Origin of the sequence: Eubacterium sp. 1001713B170207_170306_E7 (assembly GCF_015547515.1) — a bacterium.
In the GTDB taxonomy this organism is placed as follows: Bacteria; Bacillota; Clostridia; order Eubacteriales; family Eubacteriaceae; genus Eubacterium.
In genome coordinates this window covers 140,945-164,487 of record NZ_JADMVE010000007.1, presented here as the reverse complement: position 1 = coordinate 164,487, position 23,543 = coordinate 140,945, and the positions used below count along the sequence as shown (strand labels likewise).

The following is a 23,543-nucleotide window of genomic DNA, read 5'->3' as shown; positions in this document are numbered from 1 at the left end:
AGCCTATGATACGTGATTATCTGATTGTCAGTAAAAAGATACTGCCGGAGTATTACAGCAAGGTGGTGGAAGCCCGCATTCTGCTGGAATCCTCCCAGTGCAAATCCGTCAGTGACGCGGTAAAGCGCGTTGGCATCAGCCGGAGCACCTACTACAAGTACAAGGATTATATCTTTAAGCCCTCGGAGGATTTCGGACGGAAATTCACTATTTCCATGATCCTCGACGATGAGCCTGGTATCCTGTCCAATGTGCTCAACATCCTGCGCGAGCACAAGACCAGTATTATCACCATCCATCAGGACATTCCCATCAACCATGCCGCAGTTGTCATTCTGACCCTGGACGGCAAGGACCTTTTGGGAAGCATTGAGGACCTGGTGGGCGACCTGGTGGTGCTGAGCGGCGTCCACAATGTCAATCTGGTGGCAATGGAATAGCCATGGAAATTCTGGAAGAAGTTCTCAACACCATTGTCCAGTACGCGATCCTGTTCTTTGAGTACGTGGGCGTGGGCGTACTGATCTGGTCCGGCATCAAGGGCATCTGGGGCTTTATCCGCCGCAGGCCCTCCACCCGCCTGGACCTGGCCAAGGGCATGGCCATGGCACTGGAGTTTAAGCTTGGCAGTGAGATCCTGAGGACCGTCATTGTCCGCCAGGCCAGCGAGCTCATCATCGTCGGCGGGATTATTCTGCTGCGGGCCGCCCTGACCGCCCTGATTCACTGGGAAATCAAGAATGAGGAGTCGGAGGTGCACAAGGACCGGATGGTCGAAGAACAAGGGCATGACCAAAATAAAAACAGCGGAGAGTAGGCACTCTCCGCTGTTTTTTTACCAGATATTTTATCTAACTAGATTTTTTCAATGCTGTCAATGGTCGCACCGCCCAGGCATACCTGGCCGTCGTAGAGGACGACCTCCTGGCCCGGGGTGACGGCTTTCTGGTCCTTGTCGAAATCGACATGGAGTCCGCCGTCGGCTTTGACGGTGACGTGGACGCCCTGGTCGGGCTGGCGGTAGCGGAACTTGGCCGTGCAGGCAAATTCCCCTGCCGGAGCCTCCCCGGCGACCCAGCTGGTGTCTGTGGCCTCCAGAGACCTTGAATACAGGGCCGGGTGCTTTTCACCCTGCACCACGTAGAGCACGTTGTCGCCCAGGTCCTTTTCAACCACAAACCAGGGCTCGCCTGTGCCCTGTCCGCCGATGCCCAGGCCGCGGCGCTGGCCCAGCGTGTAGTACATGAGGCCCTCGTGCCGTCCCTTGACATTGCCGTCGAGGTCCCGGATTTCTCCGGGCTGGGCGGGCAGATACTGGCTCAGGAACTGGGTGAAATTGCGTTCCCCGATAAAGCAGATGCCCGTGCTGTCCTTCTTGTCCGCGGTGATGAGGTTGTTCTTTTCCGCGATCTCACGGACTTCCTTTTTGTCCAGGTGCCCGATGGGAAACATCACATTTTCCAGCTGGCGCTGGCCGAGCTGGCAGAGGAAATAGGTCTGGTCCTTATTGTGGTCAAAGGCCCGGATCAGGCGGAATTTCCCCTCATGCACATCCTTCTGGGCATAGTGGCCGGTGGCGAGCACGTCGCCGCCGACCACACCCAGGGCGTAGTCTAAAAAGCGTTTGAATTTAATCTCTTTATTGCACAGGACATCGGGATTCGGAGTGCGGCCTTTTTTATATTCATCGAGAAAATAAGCGAAAACGTGATCGTAATATTCCCTGGTGAAGTTCACCGTGTAATAGGGAATATCAATGGTCTCGCACACGCGCTGGACGTCTTCATAGTCCTCGGTGGCGGTACAGACCCCGTTCTCGTCCTTTTCCTCCCAGTTTTTCATAAAAACGCCAATGACGTCATATCCTTGCTGCTTTAAAAGCAGGGCCGCGACGGAAGAGTCTACCCCGCCGGACATACCTACTACGATTTTCATTTTTTCCTCCTCCCAGTGCGGTCAGGCCGGCGAACGTCTTATTTGATGGCGGCGGCCATGGCATCTGCCAATGCCTTGAGCTTCGCTTCGTCTTCGGCGTCTGCCAGGCCCTGTATGTTGACCATATCGCCAACCACATCGGCCTTTGCCTTTTCGATAAACGCGTCGAAGTAACGGTCTGCCCCGTTGCTCCAGCTAAAATCTGTAAAGAAGCCCAGCTTGTGGTTCTTTACGCCAATTTCTTCCACCTTGTATAACAGGTTGGCCATTTTCGGGAAAATGCGGCCATAATAGGCCGGCGCACCCAGAATAAGGCCTGTGTACTTCCACATGTCGCTGACAATGTAGGAAATATCGGTTTTGGAAACATCGAATAATTTAACGGTCTTGACCCCGGCGTCCTTCAGGTAGCCTGCCAGCAGCTCTGCGGAGTGCAGGGTATTGCCGTACATGGTGCCATAGGCGATGACAACGCCCTCCTCGGTCTGGTAGCGGCTCATGCGGTCGTAGAAGTCCACAATATAGCCCGGGTTGCTTCTCCAGATGAGGCCGTGTGACGGGCAGATGGTCTGGATGTCCAGTGGTCCGAGCTTCTGCAGGGCCTTCTGGGCCTGTCCGCTGACCTTGCCCACAATGCAGGCGTAGTAGCGTCTGGTATTATCCTCGTAGGAGGCCACGTCATTTTCATCGTCAAAGATGCTGCCGTCGGTGCTGCCGAAGCTGCCGAACACGTCCATTGAGAACAGGACCTTGTCGGTTGCGTCGTAGGTGACCATGGATTCCGGCCAGTGGACCATCGGAGTCATGTAGAACTGCAGCTCGTGATGGCCCAGGTCCAGGGTGTCGCCGTCGGCGACTTCCATGATGTTCTGATCGATGTTGTAAAAGTTCTTCATGATCGGGAAGGTCTTCTTATTGCCGATGATCTGCATGTCCGGATAGACGGCCAGCAGGTCCGCGATGGAGCTGGAATGGTCGGGCTCCATATGGTTGACGATGAGGTAATCGACCTTCTTGTCACCGATGATGGACCGGATCTTTTCAATATATTCGCCCTGCTTAAAGGACTTTACCGTATCCACAACAGCGACCTTGTCGTCGTTGATGATATAAGCGTTGTAGGCCACGCCGTCCTGGTCGATGGGCCACATGCCCTCGAACAGGTAGGTTTCATGGTCGTTGACGCCGACCCAGTAAATATCGTTTTTAATTTGTACTGTTTTCACTTGATTTCTCCTTTGCACTTTAATCTTATAGTTTCATCTTACCCTGATGTCTTAAAGATACACAGTTGTTAGGTTAAGTTTAACCTTATTTCTATATGGTTTCAAGGGTAAAAAAGAGGTACAACCTTTTCAATTAGTGTACGTCGTAATCTTTGAAGCCCTCATTCAGTTTTTTCAGCTCTTTGTAGCTTTTTCTCATACCAAAAGACTGAATGATAAAGAAAAACCCAAGAATCCCCAGCACAATTCCAAGAAAGACAATGAAGAACACTGCCTGTCCCACAGGGTTCATAAACGTAAAAATACCAAAAATGATCAGAAGCACGCCGAGCACGATTTTCACCGCCCGGCCGACGCCCAGGGAGCTTCCGCCCATAACCAGCAGCACAATGCCGGTGATGATGGCCCAGATGCCCACAAGCACGACAAAGAAGGATATGATGGTGGTGGGCCAGAGCAAAAAGGCCGCCCCCACTAAAATATCGACAATGCCCCGCCCAAAGCTGAAGCCGTTGCTGACGCCGTACTCTACCCGGTTGGCGATGCCGACAATCAGGTAGAAAACCCCCATGGCCACACGGTAAATCCCGATGACCATCACGAGGAAGGATAAGGTGACATCGGGCACAAAAAGTGTCATCCCGCAGATGACCACCAGACAGATGCCCTCGAGCAGCATCATCCACCACTTGCCGTAGGCGCGGTCCAGAAGCTCGATGCCCTTCACTCTCATGTTTTCTTTATTCACGCTGTTTCCTTTCCGCCTCTATTCCTCCGCGTTCATTTTTTCAACGACACGCGCCAGAACATCGGCTGCACGTTGTTTTACAGGATCGCAGGCTTTTACCTCATCGCGGTGGTGTTCCTTGATGTAGCTGCAATCCAGACTGCCAAATTCCTTTTCAAATTCTTCGACTAAAAGCTTAGAGGCCTTCTTGGCTTTGTCCTGAGTGCTGGGACGCTCCTCGCCGTACATGGCGCTTAAGGTGGCCAGAGCGCCGCAGAACGCGCCGCAGGTACGGCCGGAGTTAAAGCCGCCGCCGAAGCCCTGCATCATTCTAAAGGCTTCCTCGGGCAGGTTAAGCTCATATTCCGAATTCCCGGTGCGCAGCAGAACCTCTGCACAGTTCATATGATACTGTTCTCTTTTGTCCGCCGGCTGGTCGCTGCCGTAAGCGTTGTAAACATCCACATAGTTAATTGACATTTTACTCTCTCCTTTATATTAAATCAACTTGATTTAATTATATATGGTTCTACCCAAAAACGCCACTACTTAATTAATATATTCGAATATTTTTAGTATTGCTCCGCCCTGGCCCCACCTTTACTTAACTGGTTAAATGGTGTATGATATATTCTTGTACGGAGATAAAAACAACACACCACATCAATTTACTTATGAGGAGGTCCATTATGGATAAAATATTAAGCAATCTGGAGCCCCAGCCGGTCTTTCACTATTTTGAAGAAATCTGTGAAATTCCCCACGGCTCCTTTGACACCAAGCGCATCTCGGATTACTGTGTCCGTTTCGCCGAAGAACGGGGACTGGCCTGCCATCAGGACGAGGCCAATAACGTCATCATCATAAAAGAAGCCAGCGAAGGCTATGAAAACGCCAAACCCGTGATCCTGCAGGGTCATCTGGATATGGTCTGTGAAAAGGCAGACGGCTCAGACCACGACTTTAAAACCGATCCGCTTTCGCTCATGATCGACGGCGACTGGATCACCGCGGACGGCACCACCCTGGGCGGCGACGACGGCATCGCCGTGGCCTACGGCCTGGCCCTGCTGGACGATAACACCCTGTCCCACCCCAAGCTTTATGTGATCTTTACCACCGAGGAGGAGGTGGGCATGGAGGGTGCGCACGCCATCGACCTGGCGCCTGTCAGCGACGCGGCTTATATGATCAACCTCGATTCCGAGGACGAGGGCATTATCCTGGCGGGCTGCGCCGGCGGTGTCCGCGCCAGCTGCACCTTTGACGTCAGGCGCACAGCCCGGAGCGGCCTCTCCTGCGAGCTGGCTGTATCGGGCCTGCACGGCGGCCACTCCGGCCAGGAGATCAACCGTTTCGGCGCCAACGCCAGTGTGCTGCTGGGCACCCTGCTGAACGACCTGGCCCAGGAGCTGAGCTTTGACATCATCGACCTGACCGGCGGCACCAAGGACAACGTCATCACCAAAAAAGCCACGGCCACCATTGTCATTGACCCCAACGACGAGCCAGCTGTAAGAGCGCGTCTGGAAGCCCTGGAGGCCTTTTATAAGAAGAATTTCGCCGCCAAGGACCCCGAGCTTGCCCTGAGCCTGAAAGCCCTGGAAAAGGGCGATTTCATGGTTTTTAACGAAGCCTGTGCCCGCCGCGCTGTCTTTGTGCTCATGCAGATCCCCAACGGCGTCCAGGCCATGAGCCTTGACATCGAGGGACTGGTGGAAACCTCGCTGAATCTGGGCATCATGTACACCCGGGAGGACGACTTCCTGGTCAGCTTTGCCATGCGCAGCTCCATCGGCACGGCCAAGGAGGCCCTGAGCGCCAAGGTCCGCGCCTTTACCGAATACCTGGGCGGCACCTACACCGAGGCGTCCTCCTATCCGGCCTGGGAATACCGCCGGGAATCGGCCCTTCGGGACATGATGTGTAAAACCTTTGAGGAAATGTACGGAAAGACCCCGGCCGTGGAGGCCATCCACGCCGGGCTGGAATGCGGCCTGATCTCCGCCAAGCTGCCGGAGCTGGACATTGTCTCCATCGGGCCGGACATGCACGATATCCACACCCCTGAGGAACGCCTGTCCATCTCCTCAACCGCCCGCACCTGGGATTACCTGCTGAAGGTTCTGGAAAATTTAAAATAAATTACTGCCACAAGGAGGAAGAAAAGAAATGAACAACATGCAAGCCCTTAAAACCAACCTGCCCGAGGACGTGGCCCTGCTCAAGGCCTGGGGCGACTTTGACAAAGCCGCCGGCCTCATCAAAAAGTATCTGGAACGCCCCATTCCAAAGGCCCTGGCCGAACGGCTGGAGCTGGAGCTGGCCATACTGGCCGAGCTGCCCATACAGTACCCCTACGCCTACGACGAGGCTCTGAAAATGATGCAGGAAAAGGTGCCTGGTTTTACCAGGGAAGACCTCGAGACCCTCAAGGACGACGGCTACGCGGACTGGATCTACGTGAACGGCACCGTGCATTTTCAGGACATGTTTGTGGCCAGCATTGCCAAAACCGTGCCCAAATACAAGGACATCGAGGTGGACGAGGACCAGAAGACCATTGAGGTAAGCCCTGTGGAAATCCTGGACGAGACGGTCAACGAGATGATCGAAAAGGGTGAAAAGAACTACTTCATCCACATCCGCCACAGGGTTAAGATCAAAAAAGAAGCCGAGGAGCTGGGCAGCCTCATCCGCGTTTACCTGCCCATTCCGCAGAACGCCGACCAGATCAGCAAGATCAAGCTCATTGACATCTCACCAGAGCCGGTGAAGATCGCGGACGAAACCTACGGCCAGCGCACCGTCTATTTTGAAAAACCCCTGGAAGCGGGCGACACCTTTACCGTGGAATATTCCTATGAAAACCGTGCGAAATACGTGAACCCGGACCCCGAAAAGGTGGACCCGGTGCAGCCGGATTTTGAGACCCAGGAGCTCCAGCCCCACATTGTCTTCTCACCCTATATCCGCGCCCTGTGCGAGGAGCTGACCGGCGGCGAAACCAATCCGCTGATCAAGGCCCGCAAAATTTATGATTTTATCACCACCCGGGTGCACTACTCCTACGTGCGCGAATACCTGACCATTGTCAACATCCCGGACTACATGGCCACCGGGCTCAAGGGCGACTGCGGCATCCAGGCCCTGCTGTTCATTACCCTGTGCCGCTGCGCGGGTATCCCGGCCAAATGGCAGTCCGGCTCTTACGTCAATCCGGCCAGCATCGGCAACCACGACTGGGCCATGTTTTACGTCGCGCCCTACGGCTGGCTGCACTGCGACTGCTCCTTTGGGGGCAGCGCCTACAGAAACGGCGCTGAAAACCGCTGGAATTTCTACTTCGGCAATCTGGAGCCCTTCCGCATGGCGGCCAACTCCGAGTTCCAGCTGGACTTTGACCCGCCGAAAACCTACCTGCGGGCCGATCCCTACGACAACCAGCGCGGCGAATGCGAATATGAAAACCGCCGCCTCACCTTCCATGATTTCGACGAGGAGCGCGTGATCGTGGAGATGGTTCCCATTGACTGACCACGCCTTAAACGCCGGCCTCCGGGCCTGGCGTTTTTTCTTTATCCAAACAAACCGCTTTTTGTTTTGAAAACGGTTTATCTGTGTTATAATAAATTTAATACCGATTATCCTATGGAGGAAGTTATGAAAAAACTATTTGCCCTGTTACTCACCGCGTTCCTGGCCCTGGGCAGCATGCCCGCCGCTGCTCTGGCCCAGACCGCGGAAGCCCCGGCGCCCATCACCGGCGATTACGTTGAGGGTGAGGCCATTGTCTGCGTGACGGACAGCCCCGCAGGCCTTTACAGCCGCAGCGCTGTCTCACCCCTGCTGGCCGGCGCCGAGGAACTGATGCCTTTAGCCAGCCCCTCAGACACCTACAGCCGCAGCGCCGGGCCCGCCGAAAGCCTGAAGCTGGTGCGCTCCGGCACCCTGAGCACCGCTGAGCTCATCGAGGCGCTGCGGGAGCTGGACACCGTCGTCTTCGCCGAGCCCAATTATCTCTACAGCGTCACCGAGGACCGCGCTGCCGCTTCTGGCACCAAGGACCTGACCCCGGACCAGTGGGCCTATGACAAAGACGGCCGCTTCAGCATGGCCGTTGAAGGCTGGAACTGCTACAAGAGCGACGGTACGCCAGACCCGGCGGTGGATACCGGCGGCACCGTGGTCGCCGTGCTGGACTCGGGCGTGGATTACACCCACGAGGACCTGAAGGATGTGATGTGGACCGCGGACGAGACTCTCCAGGCCGCCCTCGGCGGGGGCCAATACGGCTACAACGCCGTTGCCGCCAACAGCAGCGGCGCGCCCTACGACAGCCGCGACCCCATGGACGACAACAGCCACGGCACCCACTGCGCAGGCGTGATTGCCGGCTCCTGGAACCACACGGGCATCAGCGGCATTACCAGTGGCGCGCAGATCATGGCCGTCAAAATCGGAAACGACAGCGGGAGCATGCTGAGCTCAGACATTCTCAAAGGCTTTTCCTATGTGCTGAACGCAGTCCGCCAGGGCGTGAACGTCACGGTTACCAGCAACTCCTGGGGCGGCCCCAGCGGCGGCCAGGCCATTGACCGCGCCGTTACCGCCCTGGGCCGTGACGGCGTCGTGAGCGTTTTTGCCTCAGGCAATGAATCCTCAGACTGCGACACCGCCTCCAAGACCGTCTCTACCCTCCGGGACAACCCCTACGCCGTGGCGGTCAACGCCTCGGACATCAACGGCGATCTGGCGTCCTTCAGCAATTACGGCGCCATCACCACCGACGTGGCCGCTCCCGGCGACGAGATTTTATCCGCCATTCCCACCAGCATGGGCACCGCCGACCCGCGCTATGTCAAAAGCCCGCTCATGAACGGCTTTGAGGGCGGCGGCGCTGACACCTGGACCGTTGACCTTGAGCCCGGAACCGGGAGCACCGCGGAGCTGACCGGCACCCGGGCCTTTGAAGGCAGCCAAAGCCTGATGCTCACCCACGACTCGGCCGCTCCGGTGCTTGTCAGCCAAGCCCAGGATTTATCCCTGACCCCTTACCGCTACCTGTCCTACATGCTCTGGGCCGATCCCACCAATGAACAGAGCCTCTACCTGATCAATACCTTCATCGAGGTCCGGACCACCGGTCTCGACAGTGAGAACCAGCCTGTGTGGGAGGCCCTGACCCCTTGCTACGGCAGCGTGGACAGCTGGACCAGCGCGTCCTTCACCCTGCCGGCCAATACCGACTACGGACATTTCCAGGTGCGGGTATACACGGCTGGGCAGCTTCTGGACAATACCCCTATCACGCCCGGCACACTCTACTTTGACAATTTTTCCCTTGGCGATCAAACCGCTGCCTACGAATCCAAGAGCGGCACCTCCATGGCCACGCCGGCCGTTGCCGGGGAGGCCGCCATCCTGGCAAAACACTTTGACGATAAAGACGCTGCCAAAACCGCGGCCCGTGTCATTGGCAGTGTCAAAAAAATCGACAGCCAGGCCGGCAAAAGCGTCTCCGGAGGCCTGGCCCAGCTCGACCTGGCGCTGGCCGGGAATACTGTGCCAGTCATCAACAGCGCGGTGCCCACCGGGGACAACCAGCTGGCCATCGGCGGGTATTTCTTCGGCAAGACGCCAACGGTCACCATTGACGGCGTCCCCGCTGCAGTGACCGCCTCATCGGATGAAAGCATTGTGGCGGCGCTGCCCGAGGGCATGACCGCCGGCCTCAAGCGGGTTGAGGTGACCTCGGACAAGGGTCCGGGCCACCAGTCCTTTGAGCTGGGCGCGGTCAGCAGCCTGTACGAGCGCCTGCCCCTGCCCGATGACACCCGCTTTTACGACAGCACCTCCGGCAGTCTCACCGGCCTGGGCGGCAGCCTGTATTACGCGGGCGTTAACCAGAGCGGCAGTCTTGAGTTCTGGCGCTACACCCCGGGCGCTGCCGAAAGCAACGGCTGGACCCGGCTGAACAGTGATCCGGCGGTCTACCCGTCCGCCAACAGCGCCTGTACCTGGGAGGGCCGGCTGGTCATCGCCACCGAGTACGACGAAAAGGCCGGTATTGCCGTCTACGACCCGGATACCGACGCCTGGACCCGCTTTACCACAGACCAGATCGCTCCGGTTCTCAACGCCTCCCTGGTCAACACCGGCAGCGAGGTGCTGTTCATTGGCGGCAAGACCACAGTGGGCAATGACGTCTATTCCCAGAAATCCATTATCCGCCTGGATATCGCCGCCCAGACCAGCGAGAAAATCGGCGAGCTGTCCACCGGACGTGTGGCGCCCGCGGTGGCCTACACCGGGGACGGCGCTGTTTACGTGGCCGGCGGCACCAAGGCCGAGCTGGTCGACGGCCTCGAAAAAATCGAAAACGGCCAGAGCACCCTGGTCCGGGATAACGTCCTGCCCCAGGGGCTGGCCCAGAGCCAGGACTACACCGGGACCTGGGGAACGGTCGACGGCGGCATGCTTTTCTCCGGCCCGGTGGTCACCGATCCTGGAAGCGGCCAGGTCACGGCCGACACCTACGCCCTGCGGTTTGACGCGGGCGGCTTTGAGCCCACGGGCAAAATCGTGAGCACCGGCCGGGTTTACAACGGCGTGGGCACTGCCTATCAGGACGCCTTCTACGTTTTGGGGGAAACCAACTACGCCGAAAATAACCGCGTGTTCAGCGTGGACCGCAGTGTCAAAACCCTGGCCCAGCCCGGCGATAAACCGGAAAAACCCGTTGATCCCGTAAATCCGGTGACGCCGGAAACGCCGGACAGCCCGGGCGCCGGCGGCAATGCTTCCACCGGCTTTGTGAGCGGCAGCGCGGCTATCCTGGCCGCCGCTGTCCTGCTGGCCGCCTGCGCAGCGGGGCTGCTCCTGTACCGAAAACAAAAGCTTCATTAGTGCCATAAAGGAGCATCTGACAATAAAAGAGGGACGATCAGCAACAGGCTGGTCGTCCCTCTTTGTGTTGGCCGGACGCCGGAGCGCCGGGCCGCTTATCCAATCCGTTTGGCGTATACATCAAAATTCACCTGCCACGCGCCGTCCTCTTTTACGCTCACATCCTGCCAGTGAAAATGGCTGTCCTCAATTTCGGCGAAAACCCATTTTCTGCGCGCATCCTCAAGACCTGTGAGAACGATCCTGCCATCCTGCTTTCTGGCCTCAAACCGCATGATTCTTCCCGTATAGCAGTACGCCACGTCCCAGGCGCAGGTGGCCGGGTTGTAGACCCGCAGGGTGGTGCCGTATTCAAAGCCGGGCAGGACAATAACGTCCTGTATGGCCATTCCCTCAAGAACCCGTGAAAAATGCCACTCGCCTTTTATGACACGGCCACTGCCGTTGTCAACATAGTCTATTTCCCAGCTGCCAACCAGCTTTCCAAAATAATCATAGGCCTCAGGCAGCGCCTTGTTTTTTCCTTCGCTTACCAGTGCTTCAATAAAACCCTTCATAGGCTGATTCCTCCATTGTTATCCATTGTTTTCGGTACGTTCCTTAGCCTTTGTTCGCGGGCATCCACAGCTCCATGTAGGGCACGGCCTGATCCCGCTGATAATAGAGCTCCGGCGAGTAGGCCGCCATGACCAGGCCCTTTTGCTCAAGCCACTGGGCGCTGTATTTGACCGCCTTGTTGAGGGCGGCGGTGACCAGCTCCTCAAAGCTCTCGGCCTCAAAGCCGCAGACCACGTACTCCCGGGCCGGCAGCTCCCAGGCCGTAAATCCGTCATCCTCGGCACCGGGCGCCACCTCGGCCCCGGTAAAATAGGTAAAGCAGCCCCCGGGCGCGTCTCCCATATAGGCCACGCCCACCTCCCGGCTGTCCGGCACCCGCGGGATCCGGTGCTTCTGGCAGTGGAACCGCTCCCAGATCTGCCCGGGAATGTCCACGCCGGTGGCCTCGCCCAGGGGCATCTGGCCGTCGATGGGCACGTAACCGCTGATGCCCATAAACCGGATGGGCTCCCTTAACGCCCGGCGGTTCATTTCCAGCACCAGTCCCTCGCTGATGAGGGGCACCCCCTCGTCGACCAGCACGTAATTTAACAGCAGGTCCGGCTTGTCAAACTGGTTCAGGGCCACGGGGCGCTCCCGGTACTGGGCCGGAGTCAGGCCAAAGGCGTCCCGGAAGGCCCGGGTAAAGCCCTCGTGGCTGCCAAAGCCGCAGTCCAGGGCAATGTCCAGAATACGGACATCCCCCTCCCTCAGCATGGTGCTGGCCCGTGCCAGACGCCGCAGTCTTATGTACTCCCGCACCGGCTTTTTGACCAGCCGGGAGAACAACCGCTGGTAGTAAAAGGGCGATAAGGCCGCCCGCTGCGCCAGCGCTTCAATCCTGATTGTTTCGTCCATATGTGTCTCAATATAATCCAGAGTGCTCTGGATCGCTTCCCATGCGTGCATTGTGCGCACCTCCTTTATCTAAAGGATACCCGATCCGGGCAGGGCGCGCTTGACGCCCTCTGCCCTTTGTCTGGCCGGGTTCACCTTCGGGCCCGCTACTGCATAAACAAAAACCGCAGCACAAACAGCAGGGCCAGCACCGTGGTCACAGGCTGAACAGCCTTATAATGCCCGGTTAAGGCTTTGAGCAGCACATAGGTGATAAGCCCAAAGGCAATGCCGTCGGCAATGGAGAAGGTGAGCGGCATGAACAGCAGGGTCACAAAGGCCGGGATCGCCTCTGTGATGTCGTCAAAATCAATGCTCCTGATGGGGCTGATCATCAGCACGCCCACAAAGATAAGGGCCGGCGCCGTGGCCGCGGACGGGATAATGCCCAGCACTGGCGAAAGGGCCAGGGCGGCCAGAAAGAGCACGGCCGTGACAAAGGCCGTCAGCCCGGTGCGCCCCCCCTCGGAGATGCCCGTGCTGGACTCCACAAAGGTGGTGACCGTGGAGGAGCCCATGAGCGCCCCGGCGGTGGTAGCCACCGCGTCGGCCATGAGGGTGCGCTTGAGGGCCGGGAACTCGCCCTTTTCGTCCAGCATGCCCGCCTGCTGGGCCGTGCCGATGATGGTGCCCAGGGTGTCGAACATATCGACCAGTGAAAAGGCCACGACCACCATCAGAATGTTGAAAAGGGTGCCGATGAGGCTGCCCTCATGAATCAGAGAAGAAAAATCCAGACGCAGCAGGGAAATCTGGACCCAGTCCTGGAACTGGAGGCCGATGCGGCTGAAATCAATGGACTGGGGCAGGGCCGTAACGCCCAGGGGAATACCGATCACCGCGGTGATGACAATCCCGATGAAAATATAGCCCCGGCATTTGCGGGCGTAGAGCACCCCGATGATAATGAGCCCGAGAAGCGCCAGAGCCGCGCCGGCGGTCTCAGGCGTCCAGGTCGAAAAGTCCACCAGGCTGGGAATGGCCGAGGCGTTTGCCACAATGGTGCTCTGGCCCAGGGCGGCCGCCGGGTTGGTGACCTGATAGGTGCCCGGATCCAGGGTAAACTGGATCAGGCCGGCGTTTTTGAGGCCGCTGTAGGCGATAAACAGGCCGATCCCCCCGGATATGGCGACCCGTATGTTGGCCGGTATGCCCCGCACGATGGCCTCCCGCAGGCCGGTGACCGTGAGGATAATGAATAAAAGGCCTGAGATGAGCACAATGGCCAGGGCCTCGGCGTAGGTTTTGCCCATGCCCAGCATGATGGTATAGGCAAAAAAAGCGTTGAGCCCCATGCCCGGCGCCTGGGCAAAGGGCACCCGGGCCAGAAAGGCCATGAGCAGGGTGCCCATGCAGGCGCAGAGGCAGGTGGCCACAAAGAGGGCCGACTGGACGGACTGGGCGTCGGCCCCAAAAAAGTAAGCGGCGTCCACGCCTGCCGGGGCCGCGATAATGGCCGGATTGACAAATACAATGTAGGCCATGGTCAAAAAGGTCGTAAACCCGGCGATGATTTCCGTCCTGACGGTTGAGCCCGAGGCTTTGACTTTCCAGAATCGTTCAATAAAGTTTTCTTTCTCCATTGGTACTCCTTCATTTTCTTCTTTTTCTTCATTATAACCTCTTTTTTGGCTGTTGAACAGCTTTTTTGCAGGCAGATCTCCTTTAAATGCAAAAAGAGACGCCCCTGACGGGACGTCTCGTTAATACCTGATTTCTCCTTAGCCGAAGGCCGGCTCTTGTTTAGCGCTTCCGCCTTCTTCCCACAGCCAGCGCGGTCAGCACGGCCAGGGCTGCCAGGGTGGCGGCGCTGCCGCTGACCTGGCCCAGGGTGAGGGCCCGGCCGGTGGTCGGGTTTTTGAGGCGGGTTTCCCTGTCCAGGAGGTTCCCGGGCTGGGTTTTGCCGGGATCTCCGGGCTTCACGGGATCCACCGGGTCCACGGGGTCTACAGGGTCCACGGGATCCTCGGGATCCACCGGGTCCACCGGGTCCACGGGATCCACAGGGTCCACAGGGTCCACAGGGTCTACGGGGTCCACAGGCTTCGCCGTGATGGTGAGGCTGGCCTCGAGGGTGAGGCTCTGGTAGTTGGGACCGCCGTCGATCATGGCCTTGGCTTTGTAGGTGCCCGGGGCGGTCTGGGTGTTGTTTTCGTAGGCCACGGTCGCCCCTGGCGGCAGTTCTCCGGTAATCTCGATGCTGTGGGGCTGGCCATCCTCCTTAAAGGTGGCGCCCTCGAAGGTGACGCCGGTGATGGCAGCTTTTTCCACGGTCAGGGTCATAACGGCCTGGGTGCTCTGCCAGACGGCGCTCCCGGGCACACTCACGGTGAGGTGGGCCGTTCCGGCACCGGTGATGGTGACCTGGCCGCTTTCGTCCACTATGGCTACGCCCAGGGTGTCGCTGGCGTAGCTATAGGCTTCGCCGTCCTGGAGACTGCCGCCGGTGGGCGTGAGCCTGAAAGCGGCATCGCCATAGGTTTTAGTCTGGTCATCCACCATGATGGGCTCCCGGGTTTTCTTGCCCGCGGTCAGGGTGATGCTGCCACTGGCCTCGGTGTAGCTGCTTCCCTCTTCCGGGGCATAGCCCGCGGTCAGGGTTCTGGGCTGATCGTCGGCCGGGGTGTAGGTAAAGGCGACCTGGCTGTTGACAAGGGCTCTGGTCTCGCCGTTCAGGGTGACGCTGCCCGCTACGTGGTCGGCTGTTACACCGGCCAGGACCACCTCAAGGGTAACGGGCTGGCCGACGAGGATATCCTGGCCCGGGGCCGGGTTAATGGCAACCAGCGGGGTGGCCGCTTTAATGGTGAGGGTGGCCTCCAGGGTTTTGGTGGTGTAGCCCTCGCCGCTGATGGTGGCCTTGACTGGGTAGCTGCCGGCGTCGATGGCGCTTTCGGGCACGTAGGTCACGGTGGCGCCCGGCGGCAGAGCGCCGGACACGGTCAGGCGCTGGGGCTGGCCGCTGTAGGTGACGGTTTTATCCTCAAGGGTGAGGCCCATCTCGATGGCAAAGTCGGCCGTGGCGGTGGCTTCTTTGTAGTTGGCGGTTTCGCCGAAAATGGCGCGCACCGTATAATCACCGGGCAGGGTGGGCTTGTCGTTGACATAGGTGGTGTCGTCCGCGCCTTTGGCTTTATATTCAAAAACGGGTTTTACGCCGGTATTGGTGGTGCTTTCTGCTGCCGGGTCAGCTGGCGTATGGCCGTAGACCCAGCCGTCCATTTTGACGGTGGCACTGCCGTTCGCTTTGTTCACGGTGATGGTTTTGGTGGTGGTCTGGTCGTTGTAGTTGATCCCGCCGGCTTTGGTGGCTTTGAGGTCAAATCTGCCGCAGCTCGTCACATTCAGGGTGCTGCCGCTGATGTTTCCCTGGCCGGTGCCGCCGCTGTCCAGACTCCAGGTGACGGCCCCGCCGCCGGTACCGCCGTCCGCGGTCAGGGCAATGCCCGACGGGCTGTAGGAGGTGTCGGTGTTTTCGATGGTCAGGGACGCCTGGTTGATCTTGTCGATGTTTACGGTGATGTCGGGTTGCCGGGTCAGGCTGTAGTTGCTGCTGTCATTGCCTGTGAGGTCTGGCAGCGCAACGGTCACGCGCTTATCCTTTCCCACGTCGGGGTCCGCCATGGTGCCGGTAGCCGGTATGGTGGCCTGGACGTCGTCATTCTCTAATATGCCGTCCAGACTGGCCGCGGTGGTGTTGAGCTGGACAATCTTCGATCCGTCATAGGGCCGGTTAACGGCTGTCAGGCCGGTGATGGTCAGGGGTTGGGGATTGATGGTGTAGAGAGCCATGATGATTTTCTGGCCGTAGCCGGCTTCGGCAGCGATCTGGGCGATGACGCCGTAGCCGGTGCTGGTGCTGGCCTGGATGTTGCTGTTGGTTGTGCTCCAGGAGCCGCTGGCATCTTTGTAATACACACTGGGTTTGGCCACCCCGCTCTGACACCGCAGGGCCGGAGCCAGGGCGGTTTTATCGTAGGTCAGCTCGGTGGTGGTGTCAAAGCTGCAGCCCGGGTTCTTACCGATCTTCAGTTTGTTGTCGTGGTTCGCCGCCACCCAGAGGTCGCCGGTGGCCAGCTCGCCGTCCGAACGGTCTTTTCTCAGGCTGACGGTGGTAAAGTCCCCGAGGTCGCTGGCATCGTCGACGGGCAGGTAGAAGTAGAGCTTGCCGCCCGCATCAGTCTGGACGTCCTTGAGGCCATAGCCTGCCGGGGGCGGAGTATCGTCCTGAAAGACGGGCGTGCCGGCAGCAACGCCGGAGATGGTGACGCGGTAGACGTCTTTTGCGGCGCTGTTTTTAAGGGTGCCGGGGGTTTTGTCGCCGCCGCTGCTCACCCCACCGTGACCGATGTCCTGGCTGTTATCGTTGCCCTTTGCCGCCACACTGCCCCCGCTGATGACCACGGCGCCGCCAGCGCTGGTGGGCGTTTTTGAACTGGATTGGGCGTATCCTCCGCCGATCCCCGCTGCGCTACTGCCTCCTTCGGCCGTGACCGTTCCGCCGGCGATGGTGACCGCTCCGCACTGGCTGGCGGCATCTTCCTGTAGGGAATAGGCAAATCCCCCGCCGATCCCCGCTCCGCTATCGCCACCGTTGGCCGTGACTGTGCCGCCCTCGACGGTGACCGCTCCGCACTGCCTGGTGGCAGCTTCTGCTTCGGAATTGGCGCGTCCCCCGCCGATTCCCGCTCCGCCCCAGCCGCCGTTGGCCGTGACCGTTCCGCCCTCGACGGTGACTGCTCCGCACTGGCTGGTGGCAGCTCCTGTATCGGACTGGACGAGTCCCCCGCCGATCCCCGCTCCGCCCCAGCCGCTTTTGGCCGTGACCGTGCCGCCGGCGATGGTGACCGCTCCGGACTCACTGGTGGCCGCTCCTGAATTGGAATAGGCATATCCCCCTCCGATTCCCGCTGCGTATTGGCCGCCGGTAGCCTCGATCGTTCCGCCGGTGATGGTGACCGTTCCGGACTGGCTTTTGGCCGCTCCTGAATTGGAATAGGCCCATTCCCCTCCGATCCCCGCTCCGCTATTGCCGCCTTCGGCTTTAAGCTGGTCGGGGCTGTCGGCGCTGCTGTTAATAATCAGTTCCGCACCATCGGGCAGGCTGAGCCCGGCATGGTTTGTACCACTTTTCAAGGTGTTCTCTTTGCCGGCCGCCAGGGTCAGCTCAAGTCTCACCCCGCTGTCCACCGTAAAAGCGCAGCTGCCCGTCGGACCGCTCACATCAATATTCACTCCGTTCAGAGTGACGGCGGCATCGCCGGCCACCACGATCCTGTCCGTGGTCGGGCTTGGATTCGTGTTTGCAATACAGATCTCGCCGCTGTTGATGGTCAGGATATAGTCGGCGGCATCGTAGCTGTAATCCTTATCCTTAATTCCGCCCTCCACCGTAAAAGCCCCGGCGGTCTCCCCGGCGCGCGCGCTGCCGGGCAGCACTAAAAACGCCGCCAGAGCGAGGACGGTCAGGATCAGGGTTTTGACGAAAAGGGTTTTGCTGGAGGGGGTGGCATGGTTCATGGTGGGCTCCTTCACACTTGTTTTTCTCTATGTTCTATTATAACCTCTTTTGGGGCTGGTGAACAGCTTTTTCACCCGATGGACCGGGTTTTAAGAAAAAGAGACGCCCCTGACGGGACGTCTCTTTAACGCCAGATTTCTACATGGTCAAAGGCCTGACCGGGGTACTCGATAACCCCAAGCCCCAGGGCGCGGGCCTCGGCTGCCACCTGGTCATAGGGCACGCCGGGGCAGTACAGGTCGGCGGCGTGGCCATAAAGGTGCCAGGAGCCGTCAATGCCGCCCACCTCGGCGTTGCGGGCCGGGCACCGCACGCCCGAGGTGATAATGACCGGCCGGCCCAGGGCGTTCCGCAGGGCCTCGACGCGCTCCAGCAGTTCCGGGTCCATCTCGGCGGGCCACCCGTCGCAGTAGCCCGGGCAGTCGCAGGCGTATTCGTCCATCATAAAATGCTCTGTGGCCCAGAGCCCGTCGGTGAGAATGGGGTCCTCGGGCAGGGGGTGCTCGATCACTGCGCCGTCGGGCGGGCTTTCGGGCTTCGGCGCTGGCGCTGGTTTGGGCGGCTCTGGCGGCGTTTCCGGTTCGGTTATGCCCGGCTCTGCCGCTGTGGCCTGCGGGGGCCGGGCCTCCGGCGGGTCCATCGTCCCTGCCTGAAGGCTGGTCAAAAACACGCCGGAAACCAGGACCAGAATGGTCAGGATGATTCTTCGGCTGATATGTTTGTAACAATTTTTCATACAGGTCTCCTCTCTGCTTGTATCATCAAAAAAAAGGGGGCTTTCGCCCCTTTTTTACACGGTGTCTTCAATGACCACGTCGGTTTTGGTGGTGTCGATTTTCACGGCCCCCACCACCTTGGCCAGGGCGAAGCCGTCGGGCTCAAAGGCGTCCTGGTCCACGATGGCCTGGGCCCCGGTCCTGATCTCGGCGTCGGTGATGCCCTCTTTGTAATCCGGGATGGTGATTTTGTGATCCTTTCCGTCTGTCCGCTGGAAGGTAATGGTTAAATCTTTGCTGGTTGCTGCTGCCATGTTTTTGATCTCCTTTAATTTTTAATTTTTCTGCCTGTTTGCGGCACGGCGGGGGCGCCGTGCCCTACTGTAGGGAACCACGCCCCGTGGTTCCGCGCCGTTTTCCATTGTGGAGCTGGTAAAACCGCTTACCCGACTTCCACCAGCTCCTCTGCTGTCACCTTCACGTTCTTTTCGAGAATGGGCTCCTGCATGCCGCTGATGGCTTTGACGGTGGCCAGAAAGGCGTCGTCGGTCACGCTCTCCTTGACGTCGCCGTAGGTTTTAGAGGTCTTGACGATCTTCCCATCCACTTCGCCATGATTGACGGTAATTTTCATCCCTACCGATTCCACTGTTTTTTCAATTGCCATGTGCTTACCTCCTGATTTTGGTTTTGGCGTTTTTGCCTTACACTCATACAATAGAAAAAAGCGTCCAAATTTTCCCGTTTTTTGAAAAAAAAATAAAAAACAACCAAATTTCTATAATTTGGTTGTTTTTATGGGTTGTTTATCGCTAAATCAGTTGATTTTTATGCTTTTGCAGCTGCTGAATGCCGCGGTGTATCCGGGTGCCGACAGTGCCGACGCTGATGTGCTGGAGACTGGCGATCTCCTTGAGGCTTTTACCCTTCAGGTAGAACAGGCGGATAACGCTGGCCCGTTCCTCGGGCAGTGCATTGAGCTGCCGCTGCAGCTTCTGGGTCCGGGCTTTGGTGTATGCCTTGTCCAGCATTTCCTGCTCTGCCGAAGGGGCTTCTCCTAAATCTGCTGTGCTGGTTTCGCCCTCCTCTCTGCCCATGGGGCATTCGTTTTCGCTCTGTTTTCTTTTTTTCTTCGCCGTGTTGCTAAAATGATGGAACAGGCGGTTTTTTAGATAAAAGGGGAATACGACGCCTAAATCCGGATCGTAGGCCTGTACGGCCTCCAGCACAACCAGCGCGCCGTCCTGCAGGGCGTCCTCATAGGCTTCTGTGTCGTAGATGTATTTTTGCATGACGGACAGGATCAGAGGCTTAAAGGTGTTGATCAGCTGCTCTTTAGCTGCTTGGTTACTGTTTTTTGCTTCCTGGACCCAGGTATCGATCAATGTGTATTTTTCTTTCAATAAGCCTCCTATGCATCTTCATAGACGTCTGTGATCTCAAGCACAAGGCCGGGAAACCGGTCTTCAATGGCGGCGCTGAGGTCGTTAAAATCATCTTCGGCTTCCTCGGCGCTGCGGGCATAAAAGCCTGCTTTCATCCGGCACTCAGCTTCGACCATGTAGCTTCTTCTCCGTCTTACTACGCTGGGGCCGATTCCGTATCGGTTCATGTTGTTTCTCCTTTCTGTTTTTCTTCTCTGGCGGCCCAGATGGCGTTAAAGGCGGCCACGTCGTCTCCGGGGTACTGTGCCCGGATGGCGGCTTTCTCCTCCTCGGTGATCTGGGGCAGCAGATTGAACTGGGGCATAAAGGGCGCGTCCTCCTGATTAGAATACAATAGAGAAGCATGTTTATTATTTACAGGATTTATTAACGGTGCGCCTGTGCGTGCGCTCTGTGTGTCGGGCTGCGTCCAGACCTGTGTGCGCTTGCCGCTCTCTGGGCGGGTTATCCACAGGGTAGAAAGCTCAGTGTCAAAGGGGATGAGCTCGTACTCGCCGGCCTTGTTTCCACCGTGCGGGTGATAGTGCAGGCGTCCGTGACGCACCAGGTGCGCCCTTGCGCGCGCCACCTGGAACCGGTTTTCAAGCTCCAGGGCCTCACACACGCGGCTGTTGGCGATCTTAAAGCGGATGGGCCAGTACCACTGGCCATCATCGGCCAGAACGGCGGCGCTGTTATTGACGTACATGAGCAGGTGCCAGTAGGCCTGCAGCACCGGCCCCAGGTGATGGTCCCTCAGCCATTTAAAGAAAGCCAGCAGCTCGGTCAGGTAGTTCATTTTGTGTCAAAGAGCAGGTTCGCGATGCCGCAGACATCGCCCTTGCGCAGCTGCATGATCATAAACCCGTCCAGAAAAAAGTGCCAGTCCTTTGCCTCCTCTTTGGTGAGCCGGCCGCTGTCGCGGGCGTACTGCAGCAGATCGCACATGCCGCCGACGTCCAGAAACTCCATGACCTCCAGCAGCATGGGGTCGTGATCGGAGGGGAAGTGCCTGCGCCAGACGGTCAGCTTCCGGGACTGGCGCATCCGGTCGAGAAAGGCGTCCTCCGGCCCGATGCCCAGCTGCCCGGCCAGGTCCTCCATATGCCAGGCCAGGGAACGCCCCCCGACGATCATGGCGCGCAGCTGGTCGTGGCCGCCGGGAAACACATGGACACGGTAGCAGAAGCAGGTATCCAGGCTTGGCACATCGTGGATCATACGCCCACCGCCTCTGCGGCGGAGCTCCGCTCTGCTCTCAGGGCTTTGATGAAAAAGTCCTGGCCTCTGCCGGTTACCAGAAGTCTGGTGTTGTAGTTAAGCCTCCCGGTTCTTTTCTCGCGGCAGGGAACCTTTTCGGTGACCATGTAGTTTTGGGCCAATGCTTCCTCGGTGGGCAGATGCTGAGAGGTTCCTTGACTCTGGTAGCGCGCATAGCCGTTGTGCCGCAGCCAGGAATAAAGCTGGTTCCGGCCAATGTCGATGCCGGATGCCTGCATTTTTCCGGCCAGCTCCTGCACGCTGCACGCCGGCTCTGGGTCTGCTGCTTTGGGCTCTGACGTCTGTCTTTTTATACAGCCCATCTTTTCGTTGTAGTCCTGCTGCAGGGCCTCCAGCTGCTTTTCGATAAAGAAGAGCTCGATGTACTGATCGATGTCGGAAAGGCTCTCAAAGCCGCCTAAAACGCGGTCTTCCTGTTTTAGAGCGCACGAAGCACACCAGGGGCGGAGCTTTTTTTGTTTTACCGTTGCGGCCGGGGTTGTTTGTTTACGATTCATTGTAAACCTCCTGTAAAATATAATGGTTTTCTTTCAGCAGTGCTGTTTTCTCATTGGCTCCTGCTGATGAGTCTATAATACAGGAATTTTTAACAACCTTGGACGCGCAAACGTGTTTTTTATTATTATAAATTAAAAATTATTTTCATTTTCTGACGCCAGCGGTAGACGGTGCTCAGCTCGCCGTAAAAGGGCATGGTGATCGTGGGACGGCCGAAACGCCGTTTCAGCGGCTTTTCAGTGAGTTCATCGTTTTCAAATAAATGTAAAAGGGTCTGGGCCACCGTAAACAGGCTGTGGCGCATCCAGCGCCCCGCAAACACGGGCAGCACCCGCTGGCGCCTGGCGCAGTGCTCACACTCGCAGCTGCACACCCAAAGCACGTACAGGTTTCCATCGGCGTCCTCCACCTCCTTGGACAGGCCGTTGACCACGTGGTTTCTGCCCTCTTTTACCACAAGGCGCATGGTTTTCTTTTTAAGCCCGCGCCGGCAATAGCGGCAGACATGGCTGTTGTGCCCGTGGTAGATGAGCTCTGCCAGATGCCGCCGGCCATCCTTGGCTGCATAGCCGGTATCCACTGCCTCAAAAAGCGTGTAGTGCTTTTTGATATAGGTCTTCAAATCCAGTTCCAGTGCTTTCAGCAGTTCTTTTAAATGTATTGCCAGTGCCATTTTTTTCTCCTCTTTTTATGTTTTTATGATAAAAAAACCCTGAAAACCACATGCGGATATCCGTATGCGGCCTTCAGGGTTTTGATGGGTGACAGCCAGTGTCCCATTTGCTCTAAATATTTAAGATTACTACTATTACTATAATATCATGAAGTTGAGAAATTCACAAGCCTTAAATAAAAATAATCCCCTACCGTTTGTCTCAAAAAACGACCGTTTGCATAATATCGGTTTACAGGTCTGGCTGTTTAGAATAGAATAGAAACAAACCATTCAATAAAGGAGTTTGACATGAACCTACTAAAAAACGGGTGCCGCAGGCACGGTATTCTCGCTGCCCTTATCCTGGGGCTGGCTGCCATCGCGGTTCTTTTTGTTCTGGAGCTGCTGCTCCTAAGGGGCTTTGGCCTGAGCGCTTTTTCCACAGCATTCATCCTGACCGACGCGGCCCTTCGCTTTGGGCTGGGTATTTTTGTCCTCTTTCTGCTGTTCAGGCTGGAAATTACCAAAAACCCTGGCTTCAGGGCCAGAGGCCTTGGGAAATCCCTTCTGCTGGCCTGGCCTTTTTTTCTGCTCTTTGCCGGCATTCTGGTTTTTTCTTTAATCTCGGCCAATCTCACAGGCCGGTCTTTGGGCCTTGGATGGGTGCTGACTCAGATTGTTTTTATGGCCTCTGTGGGATTTTTTGAGGAGCTTGTCTTTCGGGCCGGCGTTGTCAATCTGATTAAAAACCAGCTGGGCAGCTCCCGGAGCGCCCTTATCAAAACCGCGGTCATGGCGGCGGTCATCTTTTCCCTTGCCCATTGCCTGAACCTCATCGGCCATGCGGATCTCACCTATACCCTGTCTCAGGTGATCACCAATTTTGGCATGGGTCTCTTTCTGAGCACCCTCTACCTGCGCACCGGAAACCTCATCGGCCCCATGATTTTCCATACTGTGAACGATATTGTGCCGGCCATCGCCGGACAGACCCTTGTAGATGCTCAGGCGGCCGCCACAGCTTCTTCCGGGCTGAGCCCCTCTATTCTGGTCACCTTTGTCCTTTACCTGGCCCTCAGTGCTTTTTATCTGAGACGGGTGACGGGTGAATAAAACCCTGTTCCAACCTAAAAGCCCCTGCGGTACGCTGGTACCGC

General features: G+C 57.7%; 23 protein-coding genes. 6 read left to right on the top strand and 17 right to left on the bottom strand.

The genetic code is table 11. The features are described from left to right. Positions 1–5 precede the first annotated feature (5 nt). A complete protein-coding gene (locus I2B62_RS16765; protein WP_058693796.1) occupies positions 6–440 on the top strand; it encodes an ACT domain-containing protein in 435 nt (144 codons plus the stop codon). Positions 441–442: 2 nt separating this feature from the next. After that, on the top strand, positions 443–817 hold the full coding sequence (locus tag I2B62_RS16760; protein ID WP_195270189.1) for a DUF1622 domain-containing protein: 375 nt from the start codon (positions 443–445) through the stop codon (positions 815–817). A gap of 38 nt (positions 818–855) precedes the next feature. Here the strand turns inward: I2B62_RS16760 and mnmA are convergent, their stop codons facing one another. The 4 genes from mnmA to I2B62_RS16740 all read right to left on the bottom strand — a co-directional run bounded on the left by mnmA (position 856) and on the right by I2B62_RS16740 (position 4,368). Beyond that, complete coding sequence (mnmA, locus tag I2B62_RS16755) at positions 856–1,935, bottom strand: tRNA 2-thiouridine(34) synthase MnmA (protein ID WP_195270188.1); 1,080 nt, start codon at positions 1,933–1,935, stop codon at positions 856–858. Between the two features lie 38 nt (positions 1,936–1,973). Continuing rightward, positions 1,974–3,161 carry an FprA family A-type flavoprotein gene (locus tag I2B62_RS16750; protein WP_195270187.1) on the bottom strand — a complete coding sequence of 396 codons (1,188 nt, stop codon included), beginning with the start codon at positions 3,159–3,161 and terminating at the stop codon, positions 1,974–1,976. A gap of 133 nt (positions 3,162–3,294) precedes the next feature. Continuing rightward, positions 3,295–3,909 carry a DUF308 domain-containing protein gene (locus I2B62_RS16745; protein WP_195270186.1) on the bottom strand — a complete coding sequence of 205 codons (615 nt, stop codon included), beginning with the start codon at positions 3,907–3,909 and terminating at the stop codon, positions 3,295–3,297. 18 nt (positions 3,910–3,927) lie between these two features. Continuing rightward, positions 3,928–4,368 (bottom strand): C-GCAxxG-C-C family protein, encoded by a 441-nt coding sequence (locus I2B62_RS16740; RefSeq protein ID WP_195270185.1) that lies wholly within the window; start codon positions 4,366–4,368, stop codon positions 3,928–3,930. Between the two features lie 209 nt (positions 4,369–4,577). Here I2B62_RS16740 and I2B62_RS16735 point away from each other — a divergent pair, with 209 nt between their 5' ends. The 3 genes from I2B62_RS16735 (at position 4,578) to I2B62_RS16725 (ending at position 10,797) form a co-directional block, all read left to right on the top strand. Then, positions 4,578–6,032 (top strand): aminoacyl-histidine dipeptidase, encoded by a 1,455-nt coding sequence (locus tag I2B62_RS16735; RefSeq protein WP_195270184.1) that lies wholly within the window; start codon positions 4,578–4,580, stop codon positions 6,030–6,032. 28 nt (positions 6,033–6,060) lie between these two features. Beyond that, positions 6,061–7,425 carry a transglutaminase domain-containing protein gene (locus tag I2B62_RS16730; RefSeq protein ID WP_195270183.1) on the top strand — a complete coding sequence of 455 codons (1,365 nt, stop codon included), beginning with the start codon at positions 6,061–6,063 and terminating at the stop codon, positions 7,423–7,425. Positions 7,426–7,551: 126 nt separating this feature from the next. Further along, positions 7,552–10,797 (top strand): S8 family serine peptidase, encoded by a 3,246-nt coding sequence (locus I2B62_RS16725; protein ID WP_195270182.1) that lies wholly within the window; start codon positions 7,552–7,554, stop codon positions 10,795–10,797. A gap of 95 nt (positions 10,798–10,892) precedes the next feature. On the opposite strand, the gene I2B62_RS16720 is transcribed toward I2B62_RS16725, so the two are convergent. The 13 genes from I2B62_RS16720 to I2B62_RS16660 form a co-directional block, all read right to left on the bottom strand. Next, a complete protein-coding gene (locus I2B62_RS16720; protein WP_195270181.1) occupies positions 10,893–11,354 on the bottom strand; it encodes a hypothetical protein in 462 nt (153 codons plus the stop codon). Positions 11,355–11,397: 43 nt separating this feature from the next. After that, entirely contained in the window at positions 11,398–12,303 is a 906-nt protein-coding gene (locus I2B62_RS16715) for an AraC family transcriptional regulator (protein ID WP_195270180.1), read from the bottom strand. Positions 12,304–12,398: 95 nt separating this feature from the next. Further along, positions 12,399–13,874 (bottom strand): NCS2 family permease, encoded by a 1,476-nt coding sequence (locus I2B62_RS16710; RefSeq protein WP_195270179.1) that lies wholly within the window; start codon positions 13,872–13,874, stop codon positions 12,399–12,401. 160 nt (positions 13,875–14,034) lie between these two features. Continuing rightward, positions 14,035–17,811 (bottom strand): YDG domain-containing protein, encoded by a 3,777-nt coding sequence (locus I2B62_RS20705; RefSeq protein WP_279354802.1) that lies wholly within the window; start codon positions 17,809–17,811, stop codon positions 14,035–14,037. Positions 17,812–17,936: 125 nt separating this feature from the next. Continuing rightward, complete coding sequence (locus tag I2B62_RS16700) at positions 17,937–18,548, bottom strand: D-Ala-D-Ala carboxypeptidase family metallohydrolase (RefSeq protein ID WP_195270178.1); 612 nt, start codon at positions 18,546–18,548, stop codon at positions 17,937–17,939. Positions 18,549–18,602: 54 nt separating this feature from the next. Next, positions 18,603–18,842 (bottom strand): DUF2922 domain-containing protein, encoded by a 240-nt coding sequence (locus I2B62_RS16695; protein ID WP_195270177.1) that lies wholly within the window; start codon positions 18,840–18,842, stop codon positions 18,603–18,605. 128 nt (positions 18,843–18,970) lie between these two features. Further along, positions 18,971–19,195, bottom strand: a complete 225-nt coding sequence (locus tag I2B62_RS16690; protein ID WP_195270176.1) for a hypothetical protein — start codon at positions 19,193–19,195, stop codon at positions 18,971–18,973. 145 nt (positions 19,196–19,340) lie between these two features. Beyond that, positions 19,341–19,931: a sigma-70 family RNA polymerase sigma factor gene (locus I2B62_RS16685; RefSeq protein ID WP_195270175.1), complete on the bottom strand. Its 591-nt coding sequence runs from the start codon at positions 19,929–19,931 to the stop codon at positions 19,341–19,343. 8 nt (positions 19,932–19,939) lie between these two features. Beyond that, the gene (locus I2B62_RS16680) at positions 19,940–20,140 is read right to left on the bottom strand and encodes a hypothetical protein (RefSeq protein ID WP_195270174.1); all 201 of its coding nucleotides are present in this window, start codon (positions 20,138–20,140) and stop codon (positions 19,940–19,942) included. Beyond that, the gene (locus I2B62_RS16675) at positions 20,137–20,751 is read right to left on the bottom strand and encodes a restriction endonuclease subunit S (RefSeq protein WP_195270173.1); all 615 of its coding nucleotides are present in this window, start codon (positions 20,749–20,751) and stop codon (positions 20,137–20,139) included. Before I2B62_RS16675 ends, I2B62_RS16680 begins: the two co-directional genes overlap by 4 nt. Next, on the bottom strand, positions 20,748–21,173 hold the full coding sequence (locus I2B62_RS16670) for a hypothetical protein (RefSeq protein ID WP_195270172.1): 426 nt from the start codon (positions 21,171–21,173) through the stop codon (positions 20,748–20,750). The genes I2B62_RS16675 and I2B62_RS16670 overlap by 4 nt, the downstream gene beginning before the upstream one ends. Then, entirely contained in the window at positions 21,170–21,730 is a 561-nt protein-coding gene (locus I2B62_RS16665; protein WP_195270171.1) for a phage antirepressor KilAC domain-containing protein, read from the bottom strand. Before I2B62_RS16665 ends, I2B62_RS16670 begins: the two co-directional genes overlap by 4 nt. Before the next feature lie 125 nt (positions 21,731–21,855). Then, entirely contained in the window at positions 21,856–22,404 is a 549-nt protein-coding gene (locus tag I2B62_RS16660) for a hypothetical protein (RefSeq protein ID WP_195270170.1), read from the bottom strand. A 291-nt stretch (positions 22,405–22,695) separates the two neighbouring features. Between I2B62_RS16660 and I2B62_RS16655 the strand changes: the two genes are divergently transcribed. After that, positions 22,696–23,499 (top strand): CPBP family intramembrane glutamic endopeptidase, encoded by an 804-nt coding sequence (locus I2B62_RS16655; protein WP_195270169.1) that lies wholly within the window; start codon positions 22,696–22,698, stop codon positions 23,497–23,499. Positions 23,500–23,543: the final 44 nt, after the last annotated feature.

Bases quoted from the DNA above. Each gene is read 5' to 3' on its own strand.
- I2B62_RS16695 (WP_195270177.1), bottom strand. From the start codon at position 18,842: ATGGCAGCAGCAACCAGCAAAGATTTAACCATTACCTTCCAGCGGACA.
- I2B62_RS16670 (WP_195270172.1), bottom strand. From the start codon at position 21,173: ATGATCCACGATGTGCCAAGCCTGGATACCTGCTTCTGCTACCGTGTC.
- I2B62_RS16765 (WP_058693796.1), top strand. From the start codon at position 6: ATGATACGTGATTATCTGATTGTCAGTAAAAAGATACTGCCGGAGTAT.
- I2B62_RS16730 (WP_195270183.1), top strand. From the start codon at position 6,061: ATGAACAACATGCAAGCCCTTAAAACCAACCTGCCCGAGGACGTGGCC.
- I2B62_RS16740 (WP_195270185.1), bottom strand. From the start codon at position 4,368: ATGTCAATTAACTATGTGGATGTTTACAACGCTTACGGCAGCGACCAG.
- I2B62_RS16680 (WP_195270174.1), bottom strand. From the start codon at position 20,140: ATGAACCGATACGGAATCGGCCCCAGCGTAGTAAGACGGAGAAGAAGC.
- I2B62_RS16760 (WP_195270189.1), top strand. From the start codon at position 443: ATGGAAATTCTGGAAGAAGTTCTCAACACCATTGTCCAGTACGCGATC.
- I2B62_RS16690 (WP_195270176.1), bottom strand. From the start codon at position 19,195: ATGGCAATTGAAAAAACAGTGGAATCGGTAGGGATGAAAATTACCGTC.
- I2B62_RS16720 (WP_195270181.1), bottom strand. From the start codon at position 11,354: ATGAAGGGTTTTATTGAAGCACTGGTAAGCGAAGGAAAAAACAAGGCG.
- I2B62_RS16675 (WP_195270173.1), bottom strand. From the start codon at position 20,751: ATGAACTACCTGACCGAGCTGCTGGCTTTCTTTAAATGGCTGAGGGAC.
- I2B62_RS16660 (WP_195270170.1), bottom strand. From the start codon at position 22,404: ATGGCACTGGCAATACATTTAAAAGAACTGCTGAAAGCACTGGAACTG.
- I2B62_RS20705 (WP_279354802.1), bottom strand. From the start codon at position 17,811: ATGAACCATGCCACCCCCTCCAGCAAAACCCTTTTCGTCAAAACCCTG.
- I2B62_RS16715 (WP_195270180.1), bottom strand. From the start codon at position 12,303: ATGCACGCATGGGAAGCGATCCAGAGCACTCTGGATTATATTGAGACA.
- I2B62_RS16665 (WP_195270171.1), bottom strand. From the start codon at position 21,730: ATGAATCGTAAACAAACAACCCCGGCCGCAACGGTAAAACAAAAAAAG.
- I2B62_RS16700 (WP_195270178.1), bottom strand. From the start codon at position 18,548: ATGAAAAATTGTTACAAACATATCAGCCGAAGAATCATCCTGACCATT.
- I2B62_RS16655 (WP_195270169.1), top strand. From the start codon at position 22,696: ATGAACCTACTAAAAAACGGGTGCCGCAGGCACGGTATTCTCGCTGCC.
- I2B62_RS16735 (WP_195270184.1), top strand. From the start codon at position 4,578: ATGGATAAAATATTAAGCAATCTGGAGCCCCAGCCGGTCTTTCACTAT.
- I2B62_RS16710 (WP_195270179.1), bottom strand. From the start codon at position 13,874: ATGGAGAAAGAAAACTTTATTGAACGATTCTGGAAAGTCAAAGCCTCG.
- I2B62_RS16725 (WP_195270182.1), top strand. From the start codon at position 7,552: ATGAAAAAACTATTTGCCCTGTTACTCACCGCGTTCCTGGCCCTGGGC.
- mnmA (WP_195270188.1), bottom strand. From the start codon at position 1,935: ATGAAAATCGTAGTAGGTATGTCCGGCGGGGTAGACTCTTCCGTCGCG.